The 16,294-nt window shown below is 59.4% G+C and carries 16 protein-coding genes; 7 read left to right on the top strand and 9 right to left on the bottom strand.

Annotation, left to right across the window (positions count from 1 at the left end):
• Positions 1-99: 99 nt before the first annotated feature.
• The 8 genes from PMI07_RS11705 to PMI07_RS11670 form a co-directional block, all read right to left on the bottom strand.
• Positions 100-735, bottom strand: a complete 636-nt coding sequence (locus PMI07_RS11705; RefSeq protein WP_007762373.1) for an RraA family protein — start codon at positions 733-735, stop codon at positions 100-102.
• Entirely contained in the window at positions 732-1,346 is a 615-nt protein-coding gene (locus PMI07_RS11700) for a glutathione S-transferase family protein (RefSeq protein WP_007762375.1), read from the bottom strand. The genes PMI07_RS11705 and PMI07_RS11700 overlap by 4 nt, the downstream gene beginning before the upstream one ends.
• Before the next feature lie 13 nt (positions 1,347-1,359).
• Positions 1,360-2,235 carry an SMP-30/gluconolactonase/LRE family protein gene (locus PMI07_RS11695; protein WP_007762378.1) on the bottom strand — a complete coding sequence of 292 codons (876 nt, stop codon included), beginning with the start codon at positions 2,233-2,235 and terminating at the stop codon, positions 1,360-1,362.
• Positions 2,236-2,327: 92 nt separating this feature from the next.
• On the bottom strand, positions 2,328-3,815 hold the full coding sequence (locus PMI07_RS11690) for an NAD-dependent succinate-semialdehyde dehydrogenase (RefSeq protein ID WP_007762379.1): 1,488 nt from the start codon (positions 3,813-3,815) through the stop codon (positions 2,328-2,330).
• Between the two features lie 76 nt (positions 3,816-3,891).
• Complete coding sequence (locus tag PMI07_RS11685; RefSeq protein WP_007762382.1) at positions 3,892-5,397, bottom strand: tripartite tricarboxylate transporter permease; 1,506 nt, start codon at positions 5,395-5,397, stop codon at positions 3,892-3,894.
• Positions 5,398-5,401: 4 nt separating this feature from the next.
• On the bottom strand, positions 5,402-5,851 hold the full coding sequence (locus tag PMI07_RS11680) for a tripartite tricarboxylate transporter TctB family protein (protein ID WP_007762385.1): 450 nt from the start codon (positions 5,849-5,851) through the stop codon (positions 5,402-5,404).
• A 46-nt stretch (positions 5,852-5,897) separates the two neighbouring features.
• Positions 5,898-7,316 carry an MmgE/PrpD family protein gene (locus PMI07_RS11675; RefSeq protein WP_007762390.1) on the bottom strand — a complete coding sequence of 473 codons (1,419 nt, stop codon included), beginning with the start codon at positions 7,314-7,316 and terminating at the stop codon, positions 5,898-5,900.
• Positions 7,317-7,361: 45 nt separating this feature from the next.
• Positions 7,362-8,354 carry a tripartite tricarboxylate transporter substrate binding protein gene (locus PMI07_RS11670; protein ID WP_007762393.1) on the bottom strand — a complete coding sequence of 331 codons (993 nt, stop codon included), beginning with the start codon at positions 8,352-8,354 and terminating at the stop codon, positions 7,362-7,364.
• Positions 8,355-8,510: 156 nt separating this feature from the next.
• On the opposite strand from PMI07_RS11670, the gene PMI07_RS11665 reads away from it, so the two are divergent.
• Entirely contained in the window at positions 8,511-9,353 is an 843-nt protein-coding gene (locus PMI07_RS11665) for an IclR family transcriptional regulator (RefSeq protein ID WP_007762396.1), read from the top strand.
• 191 nt (positions 9,354-9,544) lie between these two features.
• Here the strand turns inward: PMI07_RS11665 and PMI07_RS11660 are convergent, their stop codons facing one another.
• Positions 9,545-10,465 (bottom strand): LysR family transcriptional regulator, encoded by a 921-nt coding sequence (locus PMI07_RS11660; RefSeq protein ID WP_037086208.1) that lies wholly within the window; start codon positions 10,463-10,465, stop codon positions 9,545-9,547.
• Positions 10,466-10,559: 94 nt separating this feature from the next.
• Here PMI07_RS11660 and PMI07_RS11655 point away from each other — a divergent pair, with 94 nt between their 5' ends.
• The 6 genes from PMI07_RS11655 (at position 10,560) to PMI07_RS11630 (ending at position 16,290) form a co-directional block, all read left to right on the top strand.
• On the top strand, positions 10,560-11,579 hold the full coding sequence (locus PMI07_RS11655; protein ID WP_007762403.1) for an LLM class oxidoreductase: 1,020 nt from the start codon (positions 10,560-10,562) through the stop codon (positions 11,577-11,579).
• Positions 11,580-11,595: 16 nt separating this feature from the next.
• Entirely contained in the window at positions 11,596-12,702 is a 1,107-nt protein-coding gene (locus PMI07_RS11650) for an alkene reductase (RefSeq protein WP_007762406.1), read from the top strand.
• A gap of 27 nt (positions 12,703-12,729) precedes the next feature.
• Positions 12,730-13,221 carry a nuclear transport factor 2 family protein gene (locus PMI07_RS11645; RefSeq protein ID WP_007762409.1) on the top strand — a complete coding sequence of 164 codons (492 nt, stop codon included), beginning with the start codon at positions 12,730-12,732 and terminating at the stop codon, positions 13,219-13,221.
• Positions 13,222-13,247: 26 nt separating this feature from the next.
• The gene (locus PMI07_RS11640; RefSeq protein WP_007762410.1) at positions 13,248-14,249 is read left to right on the top strand and encodes a nuclear transport factor 2 family protein; all 1,002 of its coding nucleotides are present in this window, start codon (positions 13,248-13,250) and stop codon (positions 14,247-14,249) included.
• A gap of 189 nt (positions 14,250-14,438) precedes the next feature.
• Positions 14,439-15,470 (top strand): MsnO8 family LLM class oxidoreductase, encoded by a 1,032-nt coding sequence (locus PMI07_RS11635; protein WP_007762412.1) that lies wholly within the window; start codon positions 14,439-14,441, stop codon positions 15,468-15,470.
• Between the two features lie 109 nt (positions 15,471-15,579).
• The gene (locus PMI07_RS11630; protein ID WP_007762422.1) at positions 15,580-16,290 is read left to right on the top strand and encodes a hypothetical protein; all 711 of its coding nucleotides are present in this window, start codon (positions 15,580-15,582) and stop codon (positions 16,288-16,290) included.
• Positions 16,291-16,294: the final 4 nt, after the last annotated feature.

Below are 16,294 nucleotides of genomic sequence, written 5' to 3'. Positions count from 1 at the left end.
ATCGCATATTGAGCGGAGAGCGATCTTCGTAGAGCGGTTCGGCGACAATGTGCCGCCGAAGCGGGCACGTCGGACGACGCGGTTGGAATTCCTGCTCCATCATCTCGACGTACGACCAGAAATCTGACCGCGCATTTGGACGTCGCGTTCACGCTCCATCTGCTGGATCTCGCAGGCTTTGATGAGAACCGCCGTTTCGTGGTCAGAGGGTATGCAGGCTAAGCCATCAACACTGATCGCAACCAGATCTCCCCTCTTGATAATGACGCTGTCAATCGTGACAGGTTCCCCAACCGAAACTGTGTGAAGACGGCCCTTGCTACGGACAGGCGATGTTCCACGGCATAAAATAGGCAGGGAGCCTGTCGCGAGGGCCTCGCTGTCACGCGTCGCTCCGTGCAGGACGATACCTGACAGGCCATTGATCTGAGCCCTGAGTGAATGCCCCTCGCCCCATGTCGCCATCGCTGTATTTCCGCCAGCATCGACGACCAGGATGTCGCCGGAATTTGCCAGCGAAAGCGCTGCCTCACCCTGACGAACGATGCCGGTTTCGCCGGATGGTATGGTGATCTGCTTGAGAGTGAAGGCCCGTCCGAAGACGGTACCCCCTTTGCCACCAAGTAGACGATAACCTCCGCCGGCGTTCCGCGGCAGGCCGAGCTCATCCATAGCGTCGCTGATCTGGCCGACGCCAACCCCTGAGGCGATTGCCTGCCTGATGAGTTCGCTCATTTCGGCAGCTTCGGCGCAGTTTGCGCGACGACCAGATTTTCCGACACTTTTGCGAACCAGGCTGCCAAAGCGGAACGACCTTCACGCCAAGCGACATCCGGAAGCCGCACATCAAGCCAACCCAGAGCGCAGATCAACGCCACTTCACCAATGGTGAAGCCTTCGGTTGCAAGTGCACCGGCTTCCGCCTCGGCGGCATTCAACGCATTGCTTACTTTCAGAGCCTGAACGTCCCGCCAGTTCGACCACTGCTTGTCCTCCGGACGCAGGCTCTCGATGCGGACCAGTGTTCCCGCTTCGAGGATGCCGTCACCCATGGCGTTGCGGCGCAGCGCAACCCATTTGTCAGAGCCAGTGGGAAAGAAGGTCGGGGTACCGTCCAGTGCATCGAGATATTCGGCAACCACGGTCGAACCGTAGAGCACGGTACCATCGCCCAATGTCAGCGCCGGTATCTTGCCGAGAGGATTGACGGCGATGGCGAGATCGAGCGGCTGAAGCGGATTGACGGGAGCCGGAACGAGCTCAAGCTTATCGGCAACGCCTTTCAGGTGCGCGACGATCATGACCTTGCGAACAAAGGGCGAAAGCCCACCATAAAGAAGTTTCATTTCAAATATCCTCTCAGCCTCTGAACCGGGGCTCGGGCAGCCCCTTCACACCGACATCCATCCGGAAAAGTCCACCGGCATCCGGCTCGGCAGCCTTTTGCTCTTCGCTCAGCCCCTGCCATGCGGTCGTCACGTAGAGAATGTCGCGGTTCGGTCCGGCAAAACCGGCGCAGGTGACATTGGTGACGGGCATCTCGACTACCCGGTCGACGGTGCCGTTCGGGGCATAGCGTACGATCCGCTTGCCGGCGAATTCGCAGTTCCAGATGAAGCCCTCGGCATCGACGATGGAACCATCGGGGCGGCCGGGATTGGCGGTCAGATCGGCAAATACGCGGCGGTTGGAAATGACACCGTCATCAATGTCGAAATCGAATGCCCACATCATACGCTTCGGGGTGTCGGCGAAATACATCGTCTTGTCGTCGGGGCTGAAGCAAACACCGTTCGGGATATTGATGCCGTCAAAAAATTTCCTGGCGGAGAGATCGGTGCCGATACGCCAGAAATTGCCGTCGTCCTGACGCACCTTGTCGTTCATGCTGCCGAGCCAGAAACGGCCGCGGCGATCACAACGCCCGTCGTTCAGGCGATTGTCCGGAAGATCGTCTTCCGGATGGAAAAGCTTGACCCGCTCGCTGACACCCGGATCGAAGGCGTAGATGCCATCATCCTGAGCAAGGATCATGCCACCGGATTCGCGGAGCGCGTAGCTTCCCAGAGCCCGGCCGCCGGTCTCGTAGATCTTGTGTTCGCCCGTTGCGGGATCAAAGGATTGTACGCGTGGCCGCCGCACATCCATCCACCACAAAAGATTTGTGCGGTCGCACCACACCGGCACCTCGCCGACCTGATCGCCGGATCTCACCACGCATTCGATCTGCGTCATCTGCTTTCACTCCAAAATGCCTCTCGGCTTGCTGTTTGCCACCCCACAGGGTGGCGACGACCCGTCCGCAGCAGACTGCGGACCGCTTTCTTTCAGGCGGCCTGCCCTCCAAGGCAGACGTATTTGATTTCGAGATAATCATCGGCTCCATAACGGGAGCCTTCACGACCGAGACCGGACTGCTTGACGCCGCCGAATGGTGCGACCTCTGTCGAGATGAGGCCGGTATTGACGCCGACCATGCCGACTTCCAATGCCTCCGCGACCTTGAAGATGCGAGCCATGTCACGCGCGTAGAAATAGCCGGAAAGACCGAACTCGGTGTCATTGGCGAGCGCGATCACCTCGTCCACCGTTTCGAAGCGGAAGATCGGCGCAAGCGGACCGAAGGTCTCCTCGCGCGACAGCTTCATATCGGACGTTGCGTCGCGAATGACGGTTGGATTGACGAAGAGCGGACCCAGCTCCGACGGTTCGCTACCGACAATGACCTTGCCACCTCTATCGATTGCGTCGGCGATGTGCTCGCGAACTTTGGCCACACTCCCCGCATTGATCAGCGGTCCTATTTCCACACCACTTTCGAGGCCGTTGCCAACTCTGAGTGACGCAACTCTTGCGCTGAATTTCTCCACGAATGTTTCATAAACAACTGACTGGACATAGATGCGGTTGGCACACACGCAGGTCTGGCCAGCATTGCGATATTTCGCTGCCATCGCACCATCCACGGCCGCATCGATGTCGGCGTCGTCGAAAACGATGAACGGTGCGTTGCCACCGAGTTCAAGTCCAAGTTTCTTGATTTGATCGGCGCCTTGGCGCATCAGGATGCGGCCCACTTCAGTCGATCCGGTGAAGGTGATTTTCGCGACATCCGGATTGGAGGTCATTTCCTTGCCGAAATCCGCGCCGCTGCGCGCGGTTATGACCGAGAACAGGCCATCCGGAAGACCAGCGCGATCGGCAAGCACCGCCAGTGCCAGCATCGAAAGCGGCGTCTCCGCGGCGGGTTTTGCGACCATGGCGCAACCGACGGCGAGCGCCGGCGCCACTTTACGGGCAATCATGGCGTTTGGAAAATTCCAGGGGGTAATCGCCCCGACTACGCCGACCGGCTGCTTCATCACCAGGATGCGAAGGTTTTCCGCATGCCCGGGAATGATGTCGCCGTAGATGCGCTTGGCCTCCTCGGCAAACCACTCAAGATAGGAGGCACCGTAGAGTACCTCACCGCGCGCCTCGGCGAGAGGTTTACCCTGTTCGCAGGTCAGGATCAGTGCCAGGTCATCGAGATTTTCGATCCACAATTGATGCCAGCACTTCAAGACCGCGGAGCGATCCCTGCCCGTGCGCTTTGCCCACGCCTTCTGGGCATGCTTGGCGTCGGCAACGGCGCAGCGCGCATCCGTGGCCGACAGGGCCGGAAGGCTTGCCAGAACCACACCCGTCGCCGGGTTAAAGACATCGAAACGAGCACCATCCGAGACGTCGCGAACCCATTTTCCACCGACTTTGGCGGCTTCAACCACGAGAGTCTTGTCTTTCAGGCGAGACAGCAATGTTTCGTGAACGACCATCGTTCGGTTCCTTCAGAGCGCAGTAATCGGGGTCATCGGCCAAGGGCCGATGACCGAAGCATCTTGGGCAGACACATCAGGCATCTTCGGCGAATACCTCTTCGCGCTTCTTGCGGAACTGCGGCAAGACCACGGTCAGCAGCAATCCAAGAGCGATAAGCAGCATGATGGCGGAGACGGGGCGGGTGAAGAACGTTGTCGCGTCGCCCTTGGCCAGCAGCATTGCCCGCTTGAGATTCGATTCCAACATCGGACCGAGGATGAAGCCAAGCAGCAATGGTGCGGGCTCGCATTTCATTCGCATGAAGAGATAACCGACAAGCCCGAATACCGCCGCGGTCATGATCTCGAACGTCTGGTTTTGGATGCTGTAGAGACCAATGACGCAGAACATCAAGATCGCGGGATAGAGAAAACGGTAAGGGATGGAGATCAGCTTTACCCATATTCCAACCAGCGGCAGGTTCAGCAGCACGAGCATGACATTGCCGACGAACATGGAGGTGATCAGACCCCAGAAAAGAACTGGTTGCTGGGTGATGACCTGTGGGCCCGGAGCGATATTGTGGATCATCATCGCGCCCATCATCAGGGCCATTGTGCCATTCGACGGTATGCCGAGCGTCAGCATGGGAATGAAAGAGGTTTGTGCCGCGGCATTGTTTGCAGCTTCCGGGCCTGCGACACCTTCGACAGCACCATTGCCGAAACGTTCGGGATGGCGCGAGACCTTCTTTTCCAAGGTATAAGCGGAGAAGGATGCCAAGGCCGCTCCGCCGCCTGGCAGAATTCCGAGGATGGAGCCAAGCACTGTTCCGCGCGCCGCCGCTGGTGTGGCGTCGCGGAAATCTTGGCGCGATGGCCACAACCGCGAGATCTTGTGAATGATCGGTGCATTGCTGGTTTTGTCGCCAACATTGGCAATGATGTCAGCAAATGCGAACAGCCCCATCGCGACGGACACGAATTCAATTCCGGTCGAGAGTTCCAGCGAGCCGAATGTGAAGCGGTAGGCGCCGCTGTTATTGTCGATGCCGACGCTGCCGATCACGAGTCCGACCAGAACCATGCCGATGGCTTTCATCAACGAGCCATGTGCCAGGATGACGGCCGCCACCAATCCGACGACCATCAGGGAGAAATATTCCGCCGGACCAAACGACAGCGCGACTTTCGCCAGCAGAGGGGAGAACCCGGCCACGAAAAAGGTGGAAATGGTGCCGGCGAACACCGATGCGAGAGCCGCGATGGCGAGTGCTGCCCCCGCGCGGCCGGCATTGGCCATCTTGTGGCCGTCGATCGCGGTCACGACGGAGGAAGCTTCACCGGGCAAGTTGACTAGGATGGCTGTTGTGGAGCCGCCATATTGAGCGCCGTAATAGATGCCGGAGAGCATGATCAGGGCGGCAACCGGATCCAGCGAATAGGTAAGAGGCAGCAGCATCGAGATGGTTGCGAGCGGCCCAAGCCCAGGCAGAACACCGATCGCCGTTCCAACCACTACGCCGATGAAACAGTAGAGCAGGTTGGCGGGCTGGAGCGATGTCTCGAAGCCGATCAGGAGGTTTGAAAAGAGGTCCATGATCTTAATTCCAGAAAAGAGGAATACGCATGTCGAGACCGACAAGGAAAATCAGCCATGCCATGAGCGTCAGCCCGATCGCCGAGAGGATGACCGAGGCAATGCGGTTTTTCCTGCCCGCGAGCGATGAGATCAGCACCAGAACGGGTATCGAGACGAAAAGTCCTGCGGTCAGCAGCAGCAGTCCGGATGCAATGATCGCCACGGTGATAATAACGGCGGAGCGCCACTCGAACGGTTCGGCCTCCTCCTGAGAGGACCTGATGGCATTAAATGTCACTATCAGACCGACGATCACCAGCAGCGATCCCAGTCCAAGCGGAAACATGCCCGGCCCCATTTGCGAAAGCTTACCCAGCGGATAACCGAGCGACTGCCAGGTAACAAATGCGCCGAACAGGGTGAAGAAGATCCCCGACTGCCCGTCAGGTGTCCTGTAGAATTTCTCGTTCATCGAATTCCTCCCCGACGCCGCCTCTCCGGACGACCGTCATTGGTCCTTATTCGGCTGCGGCAGACTTGGCGGTCGGCGAGGGAACAAGCGTTCGCAGCAGGGCCCCGACATCCGGTACGTTTTCCAGTGCCTTGAGTCCGTCGAATGCCTTCTGCGCAACGTTGCCATCGACCTCGCAGCTTGCCGCGCAGTCCAGAAACTTCTCGTTCAGGTCCGACCAGGTGAGTGGCCGTTTGGGATGACCCGGCGAGATATCCACGCGCCGGCTAACTGTACGGCCATCCGCGAGTCTGGCCTCGACGACCACAAAGCCCCGGGTGCCGGCGCTCTTTTTGTGATAGTCGGGATCTTCGGCGCCGCATGCCTCGTCTTCGATCACCTCGATCTTCTCGTAGAGATCCCATATTTCAGGGCGCATGACCGCAGGATCCTCGAAGGATGCGATGGTCAATCGGCGATCCAGCATGGCGACGGCAAGTCCGTACGGCATGCTGAATTTGCCTTCCAAACCAGTCTTGGGCCTGTTGAAACGCAGCGGCAATAGTGCGCCGGGAACAACTCGGCAGGTCAGTCTTTCAAGCTGGCCTATCAGCGGGCCAACCTCGCGTTCGATTTCCACAACACCATCGATCGCCCTGTGGGTCGCATAGCAGGTCGGGAATTTCTTGAGCGCGATGCCCGGCGAAACGATTGTCCATGGCTTGCCAAGCAGGGGCAAGACCTTGCCCGCGTCGCTTTCCTCCGTACCGTAGGCCGAAAGATAGCCACCGTTGTCCTCGAGCGCCGAAAGTGATGCGGTGAAGCCGGAACGCACGAGATCGACTGCGATGACCGCCGACTGGGCAGCCCAGCCGGAATGGAACGGCTTGGTCATGGTGCCGAAATTGGCCTGAATGCCCGAAGCGGTGGACGCAGCAAGGCTCATCGCCATGCGTGTTTGGTCGATCGAAAGATCGAAGCGCCGCGCCAGGGCCGCAACGGCGCAGAACAGTGCAATCGTGCCGGTAGTGTGATAGCCGCGCTGATAGTGTTTTATGCCCACGCCCTGCGAGAGTTTGGCGCCAACCTCAAGACCTACGACATAGGCATCGATGAGCGCCTTGCCGGAGATCGGCACATCGTAGCACTGGGCGATGAGTGCCGGCATGATGACGGCGGCCGGATGCCCCGGCATCATGGAGAGCACGTCGTCGAAATCGAGAGCCGCCCCGAAAGTCCCGCCCACGAGGGCGGCGACGGGAGCCGAAGCACTGACATTCGTGCCGATCAACGGCACCGTCCCCGTCCCCATGCGGGAGGTGTAGTCGAGCATGGGAGAGGCCATATCGCTGCCGGCGCCGGACAGGATAACAGCGACTGTATCGGCAATTACCCGCTTTGCGAATTCACCGGCATCCGGACCTGCATCCGCGATATCGGCATGCTTGATGAACTCGGCAAGGCCAAGCGACAGATTAACGCTCATGATAAATCCTCCTGAGGCTGCGACCGATGTGGCGGCCCCGACTGCTTATTGCGTGGTGATCTTGGCGTTCTTGATCACCGTTCCCCACTTCTCGGCATCGGCATCGACCATTGCCTTGAAGTCCGAAGGCGTGCTGCCCACGATAACCGTTGCCGACTTCGCCCACTTGTCGATCAGAGCCTGATCTTTGAGTGCAACGTTGATTTCAGCGCTCAACTTGTCGACGATCGGTGTCGGAGTACCGGCCGGCGCGAAAATGCCCCACCACAGCCGGACGTCTATTCCCGGATAGCTCTCCGCAAGGGTTGGCACGTCGGGCAGGACAGCGTCGCGCTTTGTATCCGTAACCGCAAGCGCCGTGCTTTTGCCGTCCTTTACGTTCGGCAGCATGTTGACGACGTTCGAGAAGCCGAGGTCGACCTGGCCGGAGATCAGATCGAGGCTAGCCTGCGCAATTCCGTCATAAGGCACATGCACCAGCTTTATGTCGGCTGCCGCCTGAAACAGCTCGGCAGCAAGATGCGCCGCACTTCCCTGGCCAACGGACGCATAGGTGATCGATTCCGGATTGGCCTTCGCCTTCGCAACGAGGTCGGGAATGGTCTTGATCCCGGTGGATGGGTGGGCAGTGATCAACATCGGCGTAAAGCCGAGCTGCGTCACCGGAACAAACGCCTTCAACGTATCGAAAGGCAGGTCCGGACGAAGGGCGCGGTTCATGGCCTGCGTCGCGACGCTGCCGACCAGGATCGTATAGCCATCCGGCTTCGCGCTCGCCACGAACTGGGTTGCGACGACACCGTTGGCCCCGGGCTTGTTTTCGACAAGAACAGGCTGACCCCATTTCTTCGAAAGGTGCTCGCCGATCGAACGGGCAAGCAGGTCCGGCGGACCTGCCGGCGGAAATGGCACGACGATCGTTACAGGACGGTCCGGATAACCATTTGCGGTCTGCGCGGAAGCCAGAGTTGGTGCGAAGCAGGAAGCAATGGCTGCGGCAGCCAGCGTGCTTCGGGTAAATAGTCTGCGGGTTATCATGTAATTTGTTCCTCCACGAACATCGGTTCCCAGCGCCGATATATAGGTTTGTGCCATTATTTGAGAAAAACATCAAGTGTTGATTGTTGCGATAATAGAAAATTCCTGTATGTTGCAGGAAGTTATCGAGAATCTTTGGACACAGGGCAACGCGACATGGAAAAAACAAGCATCGATCGCGCTTTCGAAATCCTCGATCTGCTTGATGAAGGTAGCCCTACGGTGTCGCCTGACGAGATCAGCGCAAAGCTGGATTTGACGCGATCAACCACCTACCGATATCTGCGCGTGCTGTGTAATGCCGGGCTGCTGGTTCAGCTCAGCAGAGGCAGCTATTCGCTCGGGCCACGAATCGTGGAACTGGAACGCAAAATCCAGATCAGCGATCCTATGACTTCCGTCGGAAACCGGATCATGCCCGAAACCGCGCGGCGCGTCCCGAACAGCGTTCTGATCCTCTGCGGACTCTGGGGGGATCGAGTGCTTTGCCTCCGGCAGGAAAATAGCAATCTCTCGGACAAGATGCCGCTGCGGCTGATGCGAGCACGAGGTCTTCCTTTTTCACTGTTCAAAGGCGCCGCCTCGCTCGTTATCCTCGCAAACCTGCCGCCGGCGAGGCTGAAGTCTCTTTTCCTGCGGTCAGGATCAGAGATATCCGAGGCCGGCCTCGGCAAGAGCTGGACCGAGTTCCGGCGTCGCATGCAGGCTATCAAAAAGGCCGGCTTCTGCATCACCGTCGGCACGTTCGAGTCAGGCCTTGCCGCGATTTCAGCTCCGATCTTCAACGGCGAAGGTGCGGTAATCGGAAGCCTGACACGGATACTTACCCGCTCTCATTCAGAGTCCGACGATGAACTCGCCCGCGATGTACGGGATGCCGCCGCGCATTTCTCGCGCGAACTTCAGGCGAGAATGTCGGGTCCGGGGAACATCCATGACCCTTTGGGCTCGGTGTCGCACGACGGGGAGTTGCTAGGCAGCCTGGTTGAACATCTGTGAGATTTCTCGACATTCGGTTTTGTTTGTCGATTGCATCCGGGTGAACTTGCGCCCGCACTCCAGGGAGAGTTGGTTTTCCGCTTGATGAAGGACGCAAATGTCCTTCGAATACCACCTTCAGATGATCGCGTTTCGGAAAAGGTCGAGATCTTAATCGCGATTTTCCTCGGCCACTTCGAAGAGGGACCACTTCAAGGATGGAAACCCGACATCTTCGAAGTGGCCGCCTTAGCCAAGGCGTCAATGATGACGCGAAGCTTTGGCTTCATGTAGCGCGATTGCGGCCAGACTGCGTGGATGGGCATCTCGGCCCCGGCATATTCCGTCAGAACCGGAACCAGTGCACCGCTTGCCAGATGGTCGTTTACAAGCCAGGTCGGAAGCTGGGATAGTCCCGCGCCGCCGAGCACGGCGTCGAGCATTGCGTCTCCGTCGCTAAATTCGTGCCGGGTCCTTACTTCCTGAGAGAGGACCGGACCGCCCTCGTGCTTCAGCAGCCAGGTCGCCCGGGCCTCTCTGCGCCAGCCCATGACGCAATCACTTTGCGAGAGCTCGGCAGGATCGCGTGGTACGCCGTGTTCCGAAAGGTATCTTGGCGCCGCGCAGATCACCAGCCGCTGTGTGCCCAGCCTCCTCGCCGCCAGTCCGGAATCCTGACGAAGCTCACCGATGCGCACGGCGAGATCAGTTGCCTCGGCGAATATATCTACAGTGCGTTCCGAGAACATGACCGACAGATCCAGCCTCGGATGGCGCAACGCCAGATCAAGTAGGACCGGCATGACATGCCGCCTGCCGAACGCTCCCGGTAGATCCACGCGCACGCGGCCGACTGGAACGCTTCCACCGGCAGCAAGGGTTCCCTCGGCACTATCGAGCTCCTCTAGAACGTTCATGCATGTAGCAAGGAATACTTCGCCCTCGCTGGTCAAGCTGAGGCTCCTCGTTGTTCGATGCAGGAGTTTCGTTCGCAGACGAGCCTCTAGCCGAGAGACGCTTTTGCCGACCGCAGAAGCGGTGACACCCAATTTTGACGCAGCCGACGTGAAGCTGCCCGTGCGGACCGTTTCCACAAACTCTTGAACGCCATCAAATCGATTCTCGCCGACCATTCTGGAATCATAGGACGTAATGAATGGAATTCAAAGGGCATTATCTTCATAATCATATCTATTATCTTTTGGGTGGAAACGAAGGAGCCACCCCATGACACTCAACTGGAAGCCGGAGGCCGCGAGCGGCGGTGTCGTATCCGCTCCCGTTCAGCACCCAGGCAACAGACGCCTGTTCTCCAAGGATCGCCTTACCGTCGGCCTCATACTACCGCTGGAAACTCATCCGGACACGCCCGCTCCCACGATGCGCAATCATATCCAGATGGCACAGAGAGCGGACGAATACGGCATTGGCGCCCTATGGATGCGGGACGTTCCATTCTACGACCCTACTTATGGCGATACGGGCCAGGTATTCGAGCCCTTGATTTACATCGCCACTCTGGCAGCAGCGACCAAGTCGATCGCCCTCGGCACTGCCGGGATCGTATTGCCATTGAGAGAACCCAAGATCCTGGCAAAGCAAGTTACCTCCCTCGACCACCTGTCGAGAGGCCGCATGCTCCTTGGCCTGTCATCTGGTGACAGGCCGGCCGAATACCCCCTGTTCGACATCGATTTCGCCACGCGCGGTGAACGCTTTCGCGATGCCTACGATGTCTACCGAACAGTCACGGACGAAGATTTCCCGACCTTCAAGTCACCGCGGTTCGGCAATTCTCATGGCCATCTGGATTTGCTTCCGAAGCCGCCATTCGACAGAACGCCGTCGATCGCGATCGGGCGCGGGCAACAATCGATCGAGTGGATCGCGAAGAGCATGGACGGCCTGATCGCTCCCTCGCCCGCCGTCGAGAATCTGCCAGTCTTTGCCGGAGAATGGGCGAACCTCGTCCGATCTGTGCACGGCGAGCATACGTTCAAACCCATCGGCATCGCCGGATACCTCGATCTGGTCGAAGACCGAAACCACCCGTTCCAGAGGATGCGAGCGGGATTCAGGACCGGATCCCGCGCCCTGGCTGAATTCCTTGAAACCGCGCGCTCCGCTGGTGTGAACCATGCCGCCCTCAATCCGAAGATCAGTCGCCGCCCCTACGACGAATTGATGGCAGATCTGGCGGAGAACGTCATTCCGTCTTTCCCATCCATTGTTCCGAACGCCTCCTGATTCAGAAGGAATACACATGACCCTGCTATTCGAACCGTATGACCTTGCCGGACTCCCGCTTGCCAACCGGATCGTGATGGCCCCGATGACTCGGGCCCGCGCGCTCGACAACATTCCCGACGACCAGACGGCCCTCTACTATGCCCAGCGCGCCAACGCGGGCCTGATCGTCAGCGAGGGCGCTCCTATCTCCAAAGAAGGTCAGGGCTATCTCTTCAATCCGAGCCTCTATACGAAAGAGCAGGCCGAGGGCTGGCGCAAGGTAACCGCTGCCGTCCATGAAAAGGGCGGCAAGATCTTCGCCCAGTTATGGCATGTTGGGAGAGTCTCGCATGTTTTCCTGCAGCCCGATGGTGGCGCTCCGGTGTCCTCGACGTCTACGCGGGCGGAGAACAGCCAGGCTTATGCCTTTGGCGAGGACGGCAAGCCGCAGAACGTGCGGACGAGCACGCCGCGGGCGCTGCAGACCGATGAAATCGCGCGCGTAAGCCATGATTTCGTTGCCGCCGCACGGCTAGCGATCGAGGCCGGTTTCGACGGCATCGAGATTCACGGAGCGAACGGCTATATCTTCGAGCAGTTTATCAATGGCGCGGTCAACGACCGGACTGACCGGTACGGCGGCTCCATCGAGAACCGGCTTCGGTTCCTCCTGGAAACCGTGGACGCAGTGTGCGGCGCCATCGGCAGCAATCGCGTCAGCGTCCGGATCTCCCCGTTCGGTCGTCTTAACGACATGCGGCCCTATGCCGACGAAGCCGAGACCTGGCTTTCCGTCGCGCGCGAACTGGACGCTCGCAAGCTTGCCTATGTCCACCTAAGCGATCAGATCACGATGGGACTCGAAGGGATCCCGGCCGACTTCCCGGAGAACTTCTGCCGCCTGTATCACGGCACGCTGATCGCCGCGGGTGGCTTCGACCGCGATACCGGAGAGGAAGCACTGCAGAAGGGACACCTTTCCCTGATCGGCATCGGGCGCCCCTTCATCTCTAACCCCGATCTCGTTGAACGCCTGAAGAATGGCTGGCCACTCGCTGAGCCCGATCGCGAGACCTTGTATGGCCAGTGGGGAGCTCGAGGTTACACCGACTATCCGACATATCAGGCCGAACGCGGCTGATCTCCATCAAAACGCACGGAAACAATCATGACAGACAAACGAATTCAGAACCTTCTCGATATCGAGGAAATCCGCAACCTGCGCGTTCTCTACAGCCACTACCTGGACAGCGCCAATGTCCGACAACTCGGAAACGTCTTCACCGATGACGCCATCGTCGAGGTGACGGTCGGCAGCATGCGGGGCATCGAGGCGATCCAAAAAGGACTTGGCGACGCCGTGACACTGTTCGATCGGGATGGGAAGGGCAACTACCCATTCCTGCATGCCGTCACCAATCACTGGGTCAGGATCACCGGCCCTGACACGGCGGAGGGCCGCTGCTACCTGATCGACTTCGAGACAGCTTCAAAGCCTGATCCCAACCCCCTCCTCCTTCTTGGGCTCTATTCCGACCAGTATCGCCGTGTTGACGGTGAATGGCGGATCAGCCGATCGCGGCTGGAAACGGTCTGGCCGAAGCGCGAAGGTGGCGAAGGCCTTGGCGAGCCGGGCAACGGCATGACCTTTCCGTCGTGACGGGTTCGAGCCAGAAGGATCGTGAAATGACATCATCTCTTGCTGCTGAAACGCCCATCGCCGAACCTGCGACGGCACATCAGGCCGGATTGGCGACCATCGATAGCCTGCTGGCCGCACTTAGAACGGGCAACGCCGGCGCGTTAGAAACGCTGACGACCGGTTCTGTTTCCGCAGAAACCAGTCACTGCGGCCACCTCGCCGGTCGTGCGGAGGTCGCGAGGATGTTCGGGCCATTTCCCGAAAAGCAGGAGATGCATCTCTCATCGAGCAATGTGTACCTTGCCGGATCCATGACCCAGGCGCGCGCGAGCGGTTACCTTGCAGGACGAGTGACCGGAACGACGGAATTGTCCTTCGGCGCGGTATTCGTCGTTGACCTGACGCGCGAGGTCCTGGCTGAACCGTGGAAGGTCTCAGGCCTGAAAGTCCAGCTGACCTGGATCGAGGGTGTGAAGGAACTGCGGCCGGGTTGGACATTCCCGGTCCATGAAAAGATCTGGACCGAGGGCGACCCGCTTCCGGTCATTGTCAGCGAGGTCGATGCTCCATGGCATGTGCATCCGGATAACGAGCTACGGGCGGGTGACGTCCGCGACGTCGAAGACACTTACGCCCGTTATAGCTGGGGGATCGATCAGGCAGACTTCGGTCTGCTGACCGGATGCTATACGGAAGATGCGGCTGGCACGTTCCGCCCGATGGGACCTCTTTCCGGGAGACACGCCATCATCGGCGTCCTCAAGGATTTCCGGCGCGCGTGGCCGTGGATGCAACACTACGGAGAGGTGCTCGGGAGCGTGGTCGAGGGTGACGAGGCCGCCATCATCGTCGGGCGGACCATTCCGCAGTCCAACCTGGAACGTGGCATGTTCGGCGCATATTACCCGATGAGGTTGAGACGAAGTGGCACGCTCTGGCGGATCACATGGACAGAGTACCGTCCGGGCTGGTTCAGGTCGGCAGATGTCGACATGGACAAACTTCTGACGGCGACCATGAGCGGCGAAGGCGACTGGACGGAATAGGGCTGCATGACCCGCCAGGCTGCAACGCCCTTAGTGCCACAGCTTTTATAGTTGTCGATTACCTCGTCGCGCTTGTTGCGAAGTATCTGGTCGATCCGACCTGTCTGCCTGCGATTACCTGTTCGCTCGCGATCTTGTTGGCGCAAAATTGATGAACGCCATCACAACGAAATGAATGAGGAACCACCTATGCGACTGAGCCTGTTAGATTATTCGCCGGTAGACGAAGGTCTCGTCCCGGCAGATGCGCTGGCTTCCACCGTGCGACTGGCACAACGCGCGGAAGAAAACGGATTTACTCGTTTTTGGGTGTCCGAGCATCACGGCATGCCCGCCACCGTAAGCAACTCACCGGAGATCCTTATGTCGCGCATCGCATCGGCGACGACGCGCATCCGCGTCGGCTCCGGCGGCGTGCTGCTCCCTAACTACAGCAGCTTGAAGATCGCGGAGAACTACCAGCTTCTTGAAGCGCTGTTCCCAAACCGGATCGACCTCGGCTTCGGTCGCGCACCCGGCGCCGACCAGCGCATAACCGCCGCCCTCAATGACGAGAAAAGCGAAACCATCCCGTACCCGCAAAAGGTCTCCGAGCTGTTGGGCTTCGTGACCGGGCGCCACCTGCCCGGATCCCGGTATGCGGGGATGCGCGCGCTTCCCGAGACGGCCGACAGACCTCAGCCGTTCGTGCTCGGGGCGTCCGGTGCAACCGCGGAGATCGCCGCGCAGGCGGGGCTCGGCTTTACCTTCGCCCACTTCATCAACCCGACCGCCCGCGGCCAACGGGCCGCCGAGGCATACCGCGCTGCGTTCCGACCAACCGGCTTTTCTGCGAGCCCGTCCGTTGTCGTGGCAGTCTTCGTGAGCGTCGGCGATACCGTTACCGAGGCTGCGGCATTTGCGGATGCGTTTCACCTCTGGCTCTCGCATGCCGAGAGCATGAGGCCATTTGAACGGGTGCCCTCCCTTGACACCACACGCAGCCACCGCTGGACGGCTGACGAACTCGCCGCGCGAGAGCGCAACCAGGGCAGGCTCATCTCCGGAACGGGTTCGCAGGTCGTCGCTCAGCTTCGCGATCTGGCGGATGCCTATGGAACTGACGAAGTCATGATCAACCTCATGATGCCGGGTGAGCAAGCGCGTCTGAATGCGATCGACACCATCGCCGCGGCGATGGACGCCGCGCCTGTGGAAATCCCCTCTGCCAAATCGGCTTGAACAGGAAGAAATCTATGATTCATGTCACCATCATAGGCCCCGCGCGCAACAGTGCCACGATCGGCCATATCAGCGGATCGACCAGGATCGACAACGCGGTGGTGCATGCATGACCGCCGAGACAACGCTCGACCGTTACCACATCGCACTTCACCTCGCTCACCGATGGTTCGCCTTCCTGGAAGCGCCGGGCGGAAACCTAGAAGCGCACTTGGCGATGTTCCATCCACAGGTCCGTCTCTCCGGACGCCGAGGTGGTCATCTGTTTGCGAGCGACCATCAGAGCCTCGTCGCGTGGTTCGACGCCGTGCCGGATGAGGTCAGCTCACACCACATCGTGCACTCCAGCTATTCAATCGCAGACAATGGCGACGGTCTATTGAGCGTGGTGGTGGCCTATCAGGCCAAAGGTGAATTGGGCGTTCACGGATCGATCATCAGCTACGAGACGCGGATCGAGTTCGTGCCGGGTGCCCCTCGGTTCATTGCGCTCGACAAGACGCCGATCCTTTCCAATACGAGGGCCGAATACGAGACCTCCTGGTCCACGAACCGGGCACTGGCGCTGATCCACGCCGAGCTCGGCGGTATCGGCTCGGCAGACAGCCGTCTGCGCGCCGCGCTTGGCGATGACGTAAGGCTGGTGTTCGCACAGGCAGCCGCTCCCGAGGGCAGCCGCACGTATGAGGCTCTTGTCACCAGCACAGGCGGCGATCCTCTTGGAACCCGGGTCATTCACCTCAAGATCACGGATGACGTCAGCTCCGCCCTTCCGACGCTTGAGCGAATCGAGATGCTTGTTCCCGCGCAACTCGGTTAAATAT

Source organism: Rhizobium sp. CF080 (assembly GCF_000282095.2).
Lineage (GTDB): Bacteria > Pseudomonadota > Alphaproteobacteria > Rhizobiales > Rhizobiaceae > Neorhizobium.
Note: the sequence above shows the minus strand (reverse complement) of the source record. Positions and strands in the feature narration are given on the sequence as shown.